General features: G+C 67.5%; 11 protein-coding genes. 3 read left to right on the forward strand and 8 right to left on the reverse strand.

Annotation, left to right across the window (positions count from 1 at the left end; translation table 11 throughout):
* Nucleotides 1-37 precede the first annotated feature (37 nt).
* From HUA75_RS37970 to HUA75_RS37985, 4 genes are all read right to left on the reverse strand, one after another.
* Nucleotides 38-1,447: a pitrilysin family protein gene (locus HUA75_RS37970; RefSeq protein WP_174489213.1), complete on the reverse strand. Its 1,410-nt coding sequence runs from the start codon at nt 1,445-1,447 to the stop codon at nt 38-40.
* A 13-nt stretch (nt 1,448-1,460) separates the two neighbouring features.
* Nucleotides 1,461-2,903 (reverse strand): pitrilysin family protein, encoded by a 1,443-nt coding sequence (locus tag HUA75_RS37975; protein WP_174458219.1) that lies wholly within the window; start codon nt 2,901-2,903, stop codon nt 1,461-1,463.
* A 91-nt stretch (nt 2,904-2,994) separates the two neighbouring features.
* Nucleotides 2,995-3,609, reverse strand: a complete 615-nt coding sequence (locus tag HUA75_RS37980) for a hypothetical protein (protein ID WP_254623847.1) — start codon at nt 3,607-3,609, stop codon at nt 2,995-2,997.
* Between the two features lie 136 nt (nt 3,610-3,745).
* Complete coding sequence (locus HUA75_RS37985; protein WP_141643066.1) at nt 3,746-4,300, reverse strand: tenascin-X; 555 nt, start codon at nt 4,298-4,300, stop codon at nt 3,746-3,748.
* Nucleotides 4,301-4,643: 343 nt separating this feature from the next.
* On the opposite strand from HUA75_RS37985, the gene HUA75_RS37990 reads away from it, so the two are divergent.
* A complete protein-coding gene (locus HUA75_RS37990; protein ID WP_174458217.1) occupies nt 4,644-5,981 on the forward strand; it encodes a KamA family radical SAM protein in 1,338 nt (445 codons plus the stop codon).
* On the opposite strand, the gene HUA75_RS37995 is transcribed toward HUA75_RS37990, so the two are convergent.
* The 4 genes from HUA75_RS37995 to HUA75_RS38010 all read right to left on the reverse strand — a co-directional run bounded on the left by HUA75_RS37995 (nt 5,965) and on the right by HUA75_RS38010 (nt 9,516).
* Nucleotides 5,965-6,849 (reverse strand): DMT family transporter, encoded by an 885-nt coding sequence (locus HUA75_RS37995; RefSeq protein ID WP_174489214.1) that lies wholly within the window; start codon nt 6,847-6,849, stop codon nt 5,965-5,967. The two genes, HUA75_RS37990 and HUA75_RS37995, sit on opposite strands and share 17 nt — an antisense overlap.
* 114 nt (nt 6,850-6,963) lie before the next feature.
* Entirely contained in the window at nt 6,964-7,734 is a 771-nt protein-coding gene (locus tag HUA75_RS38000; protein ID WP_174489215.1) for an aldo/keto reductase, read from the reverse strand.
* Nucleotides 7,731-8,357, reverse strand: a complete 627-nt coding sequence (locus tag HUA75_RS38005; protein WP_141643063.1) for an AraC family transcriptional regulator — start codon at nt 8,355-8,357, stop codon at nt 7,731-7,733. The genes HUA75_RS38000 and HUA75_RS38005 overlap by 4 nt, the downstream gene beginning before the upstream one ends.
* Entirely contained in the window at nt 8,347-9,516 is a 1,170-nt protein-coding gene (locus tag HUA75_RS38010; RefSeq protein ID WP_217439487.1) for an FAD-binding oxidoreductase, read from the reverse strand. Before HUA75_RS38010 ends, HUA75_RS38005 begins: the two co-directional genes overlap by 11 nt.
* Before the next feature lie 259 nt (nt 9,517-9,775).
* Here HUA75_RS38010 and HUA75_RS38015 point away from each other — a divergent pair, with 259 nt between their 5' ends.
* Both HUA75_RS38015 and HUA75_RS38020 read left to right on the forward strand, forming a co-directional pair.
* On the forward strand, nt 9,776-11,362 hold the full coding sequence (locus HUA75_RS38015) for a hypothetical protein (RefSeq protein WP_174489216.1): 1,587 nt from the start codon (nt 9,776-9,778) through the stop codon (nt 11,360-11,362).
* Between the two features lie 233 nt (nt 11,363-11,595).
* Complete coding sequence (locus HUA75_RS38020) at nt 11,596-12,969, forward strand: hypothetical protein (protein WP_174489217.1); 1,374 nt, start codon at nt 11,596-11,598, stop codon at nt 12,967-12,969.
* Nucleotides 12,970-13,017: the final 48 nt, after the last annotated feature.

Below are 13,017 nucleotides of genomic sequence, written 5' to 3' on the forward strand. Positions count from 1 at the left end.
ACGGAGGCCCTGGACTCGGCCTCCGTCCCCAACACCGTCAGCGCACCGGCGGCGGAAGCACCTTGAGCTGCGGCTTCACGACCTTCAGGTCACCCACCACCACGATGGTCATCGACTCACGCGTGAGCGTCTTCGTGGCCATCTGCTTCACCTGCTCCGGGGTGACGGACATCACCGTCTGCACGTAGTCGCGCAGGTACGAGTCCGGCAGTCCGTGCAGGTCCACGAAGCGCAGCTTGTTGATGATGCCGTTGCGCGACGAGTTCTGGAGCAGGAAGACACCCGCCAGGTAGTTCTGCACCTCGCGCAGCTCGTCGGCGGAGGGCGGCGTCCTGCGCAGCGTGTCCACCTCCTTGAGCACCTCCTTCAGCGACTCCCCGGTGACGGCCGTCGTCACGTCCGCGTTCTGCACCCAGGACGCATCCCCCACGTGCACGGAGATTTCGCTGTAGGGCGAGTACGAATAGCCCTTCTTCTCGCGGATGTTCGCGGTGATGCGCGAGCTGAAGTAGCCACCGAGCAGCGTGTTCATCACCTCCTGCTGGACGTAGTCGGGACTTGCGGGCGGCAGCGCCTTCACCGCGACGCGCACCGTGGACTGCACCGAGCCGGGCCGGTCCAGGTACTGCACCGACTTCGCCACCTGCTGCGTCGGCGGGTTCTGGACGCGCGCGGGGCCCGGCTTCCAGCCGGTGAACACCTCGCGCACCGCCTTCTCCACCGAGGCCGCGTCGAACCGGCCGACGATGTACAGCCGCGAGCGGGCCGCGCCGATGTTCGCGTCGTAGTGCGCGCGCACACCCTCCCGCGTGTAGCCCTTCAACATCTCCTCGGTCGGGAAGATGCGGCCATAGGGATGGTCGCCATAGACGGCCTTCGCCAGCAGCTCGTCGGCGAGCACCTGCGGCTGGCTCCGGTAGATGGCCACGTCCCGCAGCAGGTTCGCCTTCACCCGCTCCACCTCCGCCGGAGGGAAGGCCGGGCTCTGGATGACGTCCGCGATGAGCGCCACCGCCTGGGGCGCCGACTCGGAGAGCACCTCGATGCCGACGAACGTCTGGTCCTGCGTGGTGCCGACGTTGAGCTGTCCCCCCAGCCCGGCGGCCGTCTGGGCCACCTGCTCGGCGGTGCGGGAGGTGGTGCCCTCCACCAGCAGCTTGCCCGTCAGGTCCGCGAGCCAGACCTCATTGGACTTCTCGTGGATGTTGCCGGTGTCGATGGCGAGCTGGATGGCGACCTTCGGCATGTCGCCATAGGGAAGCAGCGAGACCTCCAGCCCGTTGTCGAGCTTGAACTCGGTGCGGACGGGGACCTTGAAGGGCTTGGGCGCCGCGGGAGCCGGAGGGGCCTCCTTGGCGGGAGCGGCGGCGATGGCGGGCGCGTGCAGAAGCCCGAACACCATCAGCGCGGGAGCGACGAGACGGCTGCGAAGTGAGCGCGTGTTCATGGGTCGCATGTCCTCAGCGGGCCTGGGCCTTGGTGGGGGCGGGAGTCACCGTGAGCACCGTGCGGTTCTCACGGCGCAGGTACTCACGCGCGGTCTTCTGGATGAGCTCCGGTGACACCTTCATCAGCTCGTCCTCCAGCCGGTTGATGCGCTCCGGGTCGTCGAAGAAGAGCGCGAAGGAGGCCAGCAGGTCCGCGCGGCCGAAGCCGAGGAACGACTCCACGTGCTCATACAGCCGCGAGCGCGCCTTCACCCGCGCACGCGCCAGCGTCGCCGCGTCGATGGGCTTTTCCTGAAGCTGCGCCACCACGCCGTCAATCTCCTTCAGAATCGCTTCCGGCGACGTACTCGCGTCGTGGAACAGATACGCGGTCCACTGCATGGGCCCGTTGTAGTTCCACTGGTTGCCCAGCTCGTTCACCCCACCCTGCAGCTCACCCGCCAGGCCCTTCTTCTGCACGAGCTGCTGGTAGAGCGCGCTGTCATTGCCCTTCAGGAGCACCTCGTCGACCAGCGCCATGGCGTAGTACTCGGGCGTGCCCACCGCGGGCATGTGGTAGCCCACCGCGAGCGCCGGGCGCTCGGCCAGCTTGTCCGGCTTGTCGTGGCGCTTCTCCTTCTCCTGGCGCGGCTCGGAGATGTCCGGCTTCTGGGGCTGCGCCACCGTGGGCAGCGGTCCGAAGTACTTCTTCACCCAGCCCTTCACCTGCTCCGGCTCGAAGTCGCCCACCACCACCAGCACGGCGTTGCTCGGGGCGTAGTACGTCTTGAAGAACGACTTCACGTCGTCCAGCGTGGCGGCCTCCAAATCCTTCAGGTCGCCGTAGAAGTTGTGCGCGTTGTACCAGTTGGTGTTCGCCACCTGCGGCATGTCCAGCCACGGAAAGCCGCCATAGGGCTGGTTGAGGACGTTGACCTTCACCTCGTTCGACACCACGCCCTGCTGGTTCTTGAGGTTCTCCTGCGTCACCTCCAGGCCGCGCATCCGGTCGGCCTCCGCCCAGAGCATCGTCTCCAGCGCGTTGGAGGGGACAATCTCGAAGTAGTTGGTGAAGTCGAAGCGCGTGGAGCCGTTGAGCACTCCGCCGTTCTTCTGGATGAGCCGGATGAACTCCATCTTCCCGAGGTTGGTCGAGCCCTGGAACATCATGTGCTCGAACAGGTGCGCGAAGCCGGTGCGGTTCTTCGGCTCGATGCGAAAGCCGATGTTGTAATAGACGCCAATCGCCGTCTTGGGCGCCGTGGTGTCTCGCGAGAGGACCACCTTCAAGCCGTTATCGAGCTTGAAGTAGTCCACCGGCACCTGGAGCTTGGGCGTCTCGGCGGGAGCCGGGGCCGGGGCAGCCACCGCGGGAGCCTCGGCGGGCGCAGGTGGGGCTTCGGGCTTCTGGGCTTCGTGTGATGCCGCGCACCCGAGGAACGCGGCGGCTGTTACCGCTCCGAACACTCTTCTCATCGACCCCTCCCAGGGACCTGGCCATGCGTCGAAGGACGCCGACCCTTACGGCGAGCTGTGACCATCGATTGCGAGGACGTGCTGGCGACTTCTAGGCCACCATGAAGGGGGCCGCGCAGTAGGAGCAGACGACCTTGTCTCCTGGAAGAACATTGTCCGCGCCCACCGGGGCATCACACGAGGGACACCTGCTGCCGACACTCTGCGCCCGCTCCAGCGCGTCCCGGTGGACGTACTCGCGCGACTCCGCCAGGTAGACGAGGTCCACCTCGTGACGGGCGATGAGCGCGGTGAGCAGCGCATCCGCCTCGTCCTCGGACACCTTGAGGTGAAGGGCCGCGTCGCTCGCGCGGAGCCGGATTTGTGCTCGGATGAAGCCACGCAGTTGCTCCCGGCGCCGAGCCGTCCGGGACGGCGCCATGCCTTTCTTCCACAGGAAGACCCCCACACCCACGAACACGACCGCCAGCGCCAGAACCAACCACCCGTCCGAGGCTTTCTTCCCTTCATCCGGCGAAACGATTCCCACCACGCCCACCGCCAGCCCCATCACCCCGAACACCGCGCCAGCGACCCCCACCCACGCGACCACCAGGCCCACGGCCCTCGCGAGCCAGTCGAGGACGCCCGGAGCACCAGGGCTCACGGCGGCGGGCGGCGGGGACACGGCTGTCAGCGGGGAGTCGTGACGGCGAGGAGTATTCATGGAGTCTCACGGGCTGCGGGCGGGAGCCCCGCATCCTAGAGGCCGCCCCCGCGGCGGTGTCCCGGGAAAATCCGCCCCGCCGCGCCCGGCCACACTCCGGGCACGGCGAGGTTGTCACTCAGGGAAGGTCAGCCCTTCAGCCCTGAGGCTCCTGCGGGCACGTCGAGCACATGGGCGGGCAGTCCTGGGGGCACCACGTCGGCTCACCCGTGGAGCAGATGAAGTCACCGCACGGAGGCGTGTTGGGGCAGTCGATGGGGCAGGACCACCCATGCTCACCGTTGTTGCAGAGGCCGTCACCGCACGAGTTGCTGGGGCAGTCGCCGGGACACGTCGACGTCGTCTCACCCCCGTTACAGATCCCATCCCCGCACGAGGTGCCAGGGCAGTCCGACGGGCACGACCAGGTCGTCTCCCCGTTGTTGCAGAGGCCGTCACCGCAAGTGGGCACCGAAGCGCAGTCCTCGGGACAGGTGGAGCTGCTCTCCCCGTGTGCGGTGTCACAGAAGTTGTCGCCGCAGATGTAGGCGCAGGGCTCGCACCACGGCCAACTGCCCCCGCATGGGCACTGCTCGAGCCCGGCCTCTACCTGTCCCGGCTCCATCACTCGGGAGTCGGGAGAAGACTCGCCACACGCGGAGAAGAGCCCCAGCGTCAGGCTTGCCACGACGACCAACAGACGAGACTTCATGGGCGACTCCTTGGAAAAAGGGGTGTCCAGGGTAACCCAGAATATCATCTCAATAACAAACACAGACGATGCGTGATTGCGCGGGACGTCATGGACGCGACTTCCCCCAGGGAGTCCGCGCCTGGCACCCGGACACATCGACAGGGTCTCCCCTCACCCGGCAGCGTCATTCGACGTTTCTTCTCTCGGACGGAGTGACAGGTCCACGTGCCGTGTGTTACCCCGAAAGACCACCTCGTTGGTGTTCAAACAGTACGTCTGGTTACTGACACCAACCCATCCAGGGCCGTTTCCGTGGAGCCATCGCGGAGGGTCCTGCCATGCCCAAAAAGCGAGGAACCGCGTGAGCGCTACATCCAACGCGGTGCGGCCCCTGTCCCTGGGACAGCGATACCGTGCCTATACCCACAGGAACCTGGACGAGCTGACGGCGAGGGCACGCCTGTCGTCGGACGAGCGGCTCGCCGTGCAGGCGGTGGCCCAGGTGCTCCCCTTTCGCGTCAACACGTACGTGGTGGACGAGCTCATCGACTGGTCCGCCGCGCCGGACGACCCCATCTACCGGCTCGTGTTTCCGCGGGCGGACATGCTGCCCGCATCCGACGTCTCGCGCATCGTCGACCTGATGCGCTCGGGGGCGCCCGCGCTGGAGCTGGCGGGGGTGGTGCGAGACATCCGCGCGAGCCTCAATCCGCATCCCGCCGGGCAGATGCAGCTCAACGTGCCCAAGCTCGCCAACGAGGAGCCGCTGCCGGGGCTCCAGCACAAGTATCAGGAGACGGTGCTCTTCTTCCCGAAGCAGGGGCAGACGTGTCACGCCTACTGCACGTATTGCTTCCGCTGGGCGCAGTTCGTGGGGGACGCGGATTTGAAGTTCGCCTCGCGAGACATCGCCCCCATGGTCGACTACGTGCGCGAGCACCCGGAGGTCACCAACGTGTTGTTCACCGGGGGCGACCCCATGGTGATGAGCGAGGCGGTGCTGGCGCGCTACATCGAGCCGCTGCTGGACATCGAGCACCTGGAGGCCATCCGCATCGGCACCAAGGCGCTGGCGTACTGGCCGCAGCGCTTCGTCACGGACCCGGACGCGGACGACACGCTGCGCCTGTTCGAGAAGGTGGTCGCCTCCGGCAAGAGCCTGGCGTTCATGGCGCACTTCTCCCATCCCAACGAGATGGTGCCGGACATCGTGCAGGAGGCCGTGCGCCGCATCCGCTCCACGGGCGCGGTCATCCGCACCCAGGCGCCGCTGATTCGCACCATCAACGATGACGCGGCGACGTGGGAGCGCATGTGGCGCACGCACCTGCGCCACGGCATGGTGCCGTATTACATGTTCATCGAGCGGGACACGGGACCGCAGGACTACTTCGCCGTCCCGCTCGCCTCCGCCTACGACATCTTCCGGAGCGCCTACCGGCAGGTGTCTGGCCTGGCGCGCACGGTACGCGGCCCGTCGATGTCCGCCACGCCCGGCAAGGTGTGCGTGGATGGCGTGACGGAAATCGGGGGCGAGAAGGTCTTCATGCTGCACTTCATCCAGGCCCGGGAGGCGGAGTGGGTCGGCAAGCCCTTCTTCGCGAAGTACGACGAGAAGGCGACGTGGCTGTTTGATTTGAAGCCCGCCCTGGGTGCCACGCACTTCCCCTGGGAGCAACCCGCTATCCCCCCAGGATGAGGATGGCCATGCCGAGGATGAGCACGGCAATCATCCCGGACTTCAAGAGGACGTTGGCCTCGCGGAAGAAGAGGGCCGACAGGATGAAGCCCACGATGAGGCTCGTCCTGCGCAGCACGGACAGGTGCGTCACCATCGCCTCCGGCTCGGTGATGGCGACGAAGTAGATGAGCTCGGCCGCCACCCAGGAACACCCCACCAGCGGAATGCCCCAGCTCCAGGTGAGGCCCAGGCCCAGTCCGCCGTTGCGCAGCATGTACGGCACGAAGACGAGCGCGGACAGAAGGCAGCGCTGGAACGCGGAGCTGGCTTGCAGCTCCAGCACGGGCAGGCCCAGCCGCGAGACGAGGAACTTGTCATACACGGTGGTCGCCGCCGACAGCGCGGTGGCGGACAACATCCACCACACGGAGCGGTTCTTCGCCAACACCAACCCCTCCTTCCGGCCGACGATGGAGAGCACGTAGTACGAGCAGACGGTGAGCATCAGCCCGAGGAACTGCACGGGCGTCAGCAGCTCGCGGAACATCAGGAAGCCGCCCGCCAGCGTCCACAGCGGGCCGGAGGCGCGCACCGCTCCGGCGATGGAGATGGGCAGCTCGCGGACCGCGTAGTACGCGAGAATCCACGACGCCGTCATCGCCACTCCCTTGGGCAACAGCCACGCCTGCTCCCGCCACGTCAATCCAAACGGCTCGACGTGAATGGGCAGCACGCCCGGAATCAACACCGGCACCCAGCACAGCGCGCCAAAGAGAGAGGACCACATGACGACGGGGATGACGCTGTTGCCCGTCATCGCCTTCTTCGTCCAGACATCATAGAGGCCGAGCATCACGCCCGCGCCCAGGCCATACGCAATCCACATGGTTGAGGGTCTTCGAGGCAAAGAGGTGCCCGCTCGAGCCCACGGCTTGGCGAGGCCCGAGTCGGGAGCACGGCGGAGCAACGACGAAGCCCCGCCGGCGAGAAAGTCTTCCCGTCAGCCTTCGAGCGAGCGGAAGGCGTCCACGGTCTGACGCAGGTGCTCCGGAGACTTCGTGCCCGTCAGCACGTAGCCGGAGAAGCGCTGCCCGAGGATGTGAGTCAATGACTCGCGCATGGACAGCCGCGCATCCCTTCCCTCCTCCTGGAGCAACTGGCCCATGGCGAAGGGCCGGTTGACCAGGACCTGGAGCCCGTGTCGGGCCGCCAGCTCGAACGCCGGCTCCAGCGTCCGGTGGAGCAGGTTGTAGGGGAACTGAAGGAAGGAATAGACGCCCGCGGCACAGGCGGCCTCGGCGCCGGCCCAATCACTCACACTGGCGCCCACGCGGGAGACCCCGAGCGTCCCCGCGTACTCGAGCACGCGCAACACCTCGGGCGAGCCCACGTTGGCGGCCGTCGCTTTGTGGACCTGGAGCAGGTCGATGTGCCCGAGCAGCCGCACGCTCTCGTCCAGGCTCCGGCGAAGCGCGTCCGGCGAGTGGTCGGTGAAGGACGTGTTCCGCACCGCGTCCCAATGCTCACCCAGCTTGGTGGCCACGAAGACGGAGCTCCGCGCGGAGCCGAGCCCCGACAGGAACGCACCAAAGCGCTTCTCGCTCGAGCCATACGCGGGCGCGGTGTCGAAGCAGCGGACCCCCAGTTCGAGGGCGGTGTCGAGCAGCCGTCTACCGTCGGCTTCCGACGGAGGCGGTTCGGCGCGGTAGCCCCACCTGCGTCCGAGCGAGAGCAGTCCGAGCCCCAGCTCCACGGGCCGTGTCCCGCTCATGACTTCACCTTGGGGTGATAGAACGCCTGCGGCTTCACGTCCTCGGCGCGGAAGCCACCGTTGCCCAGGATGACCTGTCCCACGCCCAGCACCAGGCCCCGCGCCGTGCCCGAGCCCTTCAACACGGCCGCGCGCACGTCCGGGTCCGGGTCGCTGAAGGCCGCGCCCGCCGCGAGCTGACAACTGTCCACGGTGATGGCCCCGAGCACCTGCGTCCCGGAGCCGAGCACGCTCTCTCCGAACACGGACACGCCACCCAGATACCGTCCCCCGTCGCCCACGGTGATACGCGCACCGGAGCGATTGGCCTTCGCGGTGAAGCCGCCCTCGCCAAACTGGTTGCCGTCACCGACGAGGATGCTGCCCGTCTCGGCGGCCAGCAGCGTGCCCGTGTGGAGGATGTTCCGGCTGCCCAGTTGGAACTCCGCCGAGGCCGCGCAGGTCAGCGTAACACACGGATGGATGACATTGCCCTCGCCGATGCGCAGGTGCCGCGAGATGAGCACGGAGAACGGGTCATAGATGACGTTCCCCGTGTCCGCGAGCGCGAGGACCTCCTCCACGGTGAGCAGTCCCGCCGAGCGCCGGGGCGCATCCAGGGCCGCGAGCAGGTCAAGCCGCATGGGTGGCCTCCCGCACGACGGACGCGAGGCTCGCGTGCAGCACGTCACACGGGCGCTTCGCGATGAGCCCATCCTCCAGTCGCTCGTAGAGCCGCGCCGTCAGCACGTCCGTGAGGAACGGCGCCTCCGTCATCTTCCCCGGCAGGATGCAGATGTGGCCGGGCACCGGCTCGTGGATGGCGATGTTGAGCGAGCGCGCGGAGCCCGCGTCGGGCGCGAAGTCCACCTTGGTGCAGGCCACGTCGCTGTGCGGCCCCGCGTTGCGCCAGCCCGGCACCAGCCGCTCCAGCGCGCGGTGGAGGTTGTCCGCCCGCTCGGGCACCACGTGGTAGTCGGGATTGGCGCACAGGAGCGCGTCTTCGTTGAGTCCCACGACGCTGTAGTCACCGTGGTGCATCATCGCCGCCTCGTGCGGGTCCACGTAGAACAGCCCGTGCCCGCCCAGACGCGGCACCACCACCAGGTGGCTCTTCCAGTAGCGGATGGGCAGCTCCAGCCCGAAGAACTGGCGGAACAAATCTCGCGCCCCGAAGCCCGTCGAGTAGACGAACAGTCGCGACTCGATGTGCAGCGTCTCCCCCTCGGCGGTGATGACGGTGGCCTCCGAGCCGCTCACGCGCTCCAGCCGCGAGCCGGTGAGGACCTCCGCGCCGCCCTGCTGCGCGGAGGTGTACAGCTTGCGATACAGCATCCGCGTGTTGATGCTGACGTCAGCGACCTCGAACACCGCGGACGCGCGAGACAGGTCCGCCGACGAGAAGCGCGCCTGGGCCTGCGCATGCGTCAGCGGACGATGGCTGACGCCCGCCTCCTCCCAGCGCGAGACGAGCTCCTGGAGCCGGTCCGCGTCCCGCACCAGCACGAGCGGCGGCCGGTCCGCATCCTCCACGGCCTCCGGCGCGAAGGCTCGAATCTGCTCGTGCCCGTAGATGCACCGCCGCGCCACCTGGATGGCCGCCTGCCGGTCCTTCACCGAGCCGGCGTGATAGCTGCCCCGGTGCAACCAGCCCTCGTTCCGGGTGGAAGGCCCACTGGCCAGCGTCGGCTGCTTCTCCAACAACAACAACCTCAGGCCGAGCCGCGCCAGCTTGTGGCTCGCCATCAACCCCGTCACGCCTCCGCCCACCAGCACCACGTCATACCGACGGATGTTTCGCATCACGTAGCTCTCCCCATGTCCTGTCACACCGTCACGCGCCCTCCGTGACGAAGAATTTTCACAATCGTGACTTTCACGATTAGCTTGATTTGCTACTATTGACGCTTTGCGTCTGACTTAGGAAGGACGCGGCGGGTGTGGCGCCTGGGAGGCGTGAAGCACCATCCCGGGTGGGCTCGCGCGGAAGTCCCCGAGCGAAGGGCACCGAAGCAAACTCACGAGGGGCGTTCTCCTGGAAAATCATCAGGAGGCTGCAACCGTGCGACGGATGTTCAGGCTGCTGTGCTGTGTGGGCGTGCTGGCGGCGTGTGGTGGCTCGGAGACGGACGAGGACTTCGAGCAGGAGAGCGACCCGGGCACGCGGCTGGCGAGCGTGAAGCTGGCGGACGGTCAGGCGGTGACGTTCTACGAGGTGCCCGACTACGGCATCGTCACGGTGGTGAAGGGCCCGCGAGGCACGCCGATGCCGGACGCGGCGGCCTTCGACGGCATGCCCATCCCGGACATCTACCGCAAACTGTCGGGGGGCCAGGAGCCGCCCGCCGCGCTGGTGGAGGCCGCCCGCCGCGTGCCGTCCGCCCTGGCGCAGACGCCCGTGCGCGAGGCGATGGCGCCCGAGGGCAAGGCGCAGACCTCCCTGGGGCCTTCAGGGGACGGCGTGAGTCAGCTGGCCGTGCCGGACACCGCCTGGTGGTCCGCCAATTTCTGCCAGGGCCTCAACACCGAGTACGACGAACTCTGGTGCCCGCTGGGTGTCTACAGCTGGGCGCACACCGGTTGGGGGCCCGTGCAGAAGTACTACCAGGCCTGCGCCACGACGGGTGAGGCCACGGGCTCGCTGTGGATGGACAAGTGGGCGAGCGGCGCGTGGCAGCGCCTGCAGACCGCCACGCTGCCCAAGTGGTGGTGGACGTGCGTGTGGGGCGTGGGCGCGGCGCAGTACCGCTCCGGCCTGGACGCGACGGCCAACGCGCTCTTCGTGGCGCGCTACCGCTACGCCATCCCCAACATCATCGGCAGCGCAGGGGACCTCCCGGCCGACCGCAGCTACCCGAACTTCGCCGACAACATCCAGGGCATCACCCACAACTCCACGCACTGGTTCCTGACGCGAAACACCACCAACTTCTGGAAGGACGAGGCCACGAACGGAATCATCGCGAAGCAGGCGATGACGGCCATCAACGACGACCCGCCGGAGCGCTTCCACATGCCGACGCCCTGGTACAACGCGGGCTTCCGGCACTACGGCGACCTGGTGCACGTCAATGGCTATCTCTACATCGCCATGGATGGACCGAGCCAGGGCGGCGCCGTGGGCGTCTTCAACACGAGCATGCAGTACATCGGCTACGCGTCGCTGCCGAACTGGTCCGGCGGCGTGGCGTTCCTCGCGTACAACCCGCGTGACGGGCTGTTCTACGCGGCGACGAACGCCTTCGGGGCGACCTCGCTGCGCGGCTATTCCATTGGCCTGTCTGGCAACACCGTCATCGTCACCCACAAGCGCACGCTGACGCTGTCGAGCAGCATCCCCGTGGGCGCCTGGATTCAGGGCGGCAAGATTTCCGCGCGCGGCAACCTGTACATCAGCGTGGGCGGCGGCGGGCAGACGTCCGGCATCTACATGGTCGACGTGGTGAACGGCTTCGTGCAGACGTATTACTACGTGCCCTACGGCTCCTCGGACGAGTTCGAGGGCCTGGACCTGTGGGATTTGGACGCGGACCAGCGCATCGGGGCACGCGGACAGATTCACATGCAGAAGATCAACATCGACCTGCCGGGCTTCGCCGACGACTACTGGCTGTCTCACTACCGCGTCGACGACCCGAGCAAGCTGTAGCAAGGGGAATGGACGACCTCGAGCACGAAGGAGCCCGAGGTTTCAATCCACCCCGCACGGCGAGGGCCCGCGGCTCGACCCCTGAGCCAACGGCCCGCCCATAATGAAACACGGGCCCCGCGCGCCGTCGCCCCCCGGACACCCTTGTTTCGGGGGGCTGGTGATACAGCGACAGGGACGACAAGGCTGCCGGCGCCGCATGGAGCGGGTTTGTCGCATCGGAGTGGCTGTCCATGAAGTGCGCCGGATTCAGAGTGTTCGTGAAGGGGCTGGCCCTGGGGTCTCTGCTGTGGATGACGGCATGCAACGTGCCCATCGAAGCGGAAGAAGAGACAGGGGAGTTCGTGTCTCAAGAAGAGTCATCCCTGGAGTCACCGCTGGTTCCCGGCGTTCCGTGTGCCGACGGAACCATGGAGCAGATTTTCTCGGGAGGCATGGCCGGGTGCGCCGGCAAGGTCACCTGGGGCAGCCGCGCCTCGCTCTGCGCGCCTGGCTTCCGCCCCGCGAGCGCGCGGGAATGGGACACGCTGTTCCTTGGACTCGCGCCCGCGCACAACTACTGGACCAATGATGACCTGCGCTACAGCGGCGTGTCGGGGACCTGTAGCGTCTCGTACGTGACGGGCACCGCCTGTCCCGCCGGTCAGCCCATGCGCGTGTGTACGGCCGCCGGCACCGACGCAGAAGGAAATACCTGCAACTGGACCGGGTGCGGCTTGCTGGCGAACACCCCCAACAGGTTCTTCGGAGGCTGCGCGGGCAACACCACGGCGGGCACGCTCTGCGTTCCTCGGGGATGCGCGGATGGTTCCGTCGAGCAGACGTTCTCCAACGGCATGGTGGGGTGTGCCGGGAGTACGAACTGGGCGGGTCGCGCCGCGCTGTGCGCTCCCGGGTACCGGGTGGCCACCGCCGCCGAGTGGGTCGGCCTCCATGGCACAAGCGTGCCCACGCACCACTACTGGACCAACGACGACCTCAAGTACACCGGCTCGGCGGCGGCGTGCTACGTGAGCGCGACGGTGGGGAGCGCGTGCCCCGCCGGACAGCCGATGCGCGTGTGCCGGTCCACGGGCACCGACGCCGAAGGCAACACGTGCAACTGGGTCAACTGCGGGTACGGCGCGCTCCCTCCGCCCAACCAATACTTTGGCGGCTGCGCGGGCAACCCCACGGCGGGTGCGCTCTGCGTGCCGACGCGGGGCTGCGCGGATGGCTCCGTCGAGCAGGTCCTCACGAGCAACCTCGTGGGCTGTTCGGGCGTGGTGACGTGGCCCAATCGCAATCAACTGTGCGCCCCGGGCTGGACGGCGAGCACCGCGAGCACCTGGACCAGTCAGCATGGCCTCGCGGCCCCTCGGTACAACTACTGGACCAGCGACAACCTGCGCTATCTGGGCACGGGCTCGTCCGCTTGCGCGGTGTCGACCACGTCCGGCACGGCCTGCAACGCGAACCAGCCCATGCGCTTGTGTACGCCGGCTGGGACAGATGCCCTGGGCAACCAGTGCAACTGGACCCACTGCGGCTACCAGACCAACACCCCCGACCACTACTTCGGCGGCTGCAACGGCAACACGACGGCCGGAACGCTGTGCAGGCTGTGACCCACGACCCCGTGTAGCGGATTGAAACGGACCGGCGCGGCGGCGCCC

It is taken from the genome of Myxococcus sp. CA040A (genome assembly GCF_013336725.1).
Taxonomy (GTDB): domain Bacteria; phylum Myxococcota; class Myxococcia; order Myxococcales; family Myxococcaceae; genus Myxococcus; species Myxococcus llanfairpwllgwyngyllgogerychwyrndrobwllllantysiliogogogochensis.

Bases quoted from the DNA above. Each gene is read 5' to 3' on its own strand.
- HUA75_RS38020 (WP_174489217.1), top strand. From the start codon at position 11,596: ATGAAGTGCGCCGGATTCAGAGTGTTCGTGAAGGGGCTGGCCCTGGGG.
- HUA75_RS38000 (WP_174489215.1), bottom strand. From the start codon at position 7,734: ATGAGCGGGACACGGCCCGTGGAGCTGGGGCTCGGACTGCTCTCGCTC.
- HUA75_RS37985 (WP_141643066.1), bottom strand. From the start codon at position 4,300: ATGAAGTCTCGTCTGTTGGTCGTCGTGGCAAGCCTGACGCTGGGGCTC.
- HUA75_RS37970 (WP_174489213.1), bottom strand. From the start codon at position 1,447: ATGAACACGCGCTCACTTCGCAGCCGTCTCGTCGCTCCCGCGCTGATG.
- HUA75_RS38005 (WP_141643063.1), bottom strand. From the start codon at position 8,357: ATGCGGCTTGACCTGCTCGCGGCCCTGGATGCGCCCCGGCGCTCGGCG.
- HUA75_RS37995 (WP_174489214.1), bottom strand. From the start codon at position 6,849: ATGTGGATTGCGTATGGCCTGGGCGCGGGCGTGATGCTCGGCCTCTAT.
- HUA75_RS37980 (WP_254623847.1), bottom strand. From the start codon at position 3,609: ATGAATACTCCTCGCCGTCACGACTCCCCGCTGACAGCCGTGTCCCCG.
- HUA75_RS38010 (WP_217439487.1), bottom strand. From the start codon at position 9,516: ATGCGAAACATCCGTCGGTATGACGTGGTGCTGGTGGGCGGAGGCGTG.
- HUA75_RS37975 (WP_174458219.1), bottom strand. From the start codon at position 2,903: ATGAGAAGAGTGTTCGGAGCGGTAACAGCCGCCGCGTTCCTCGGGTGC.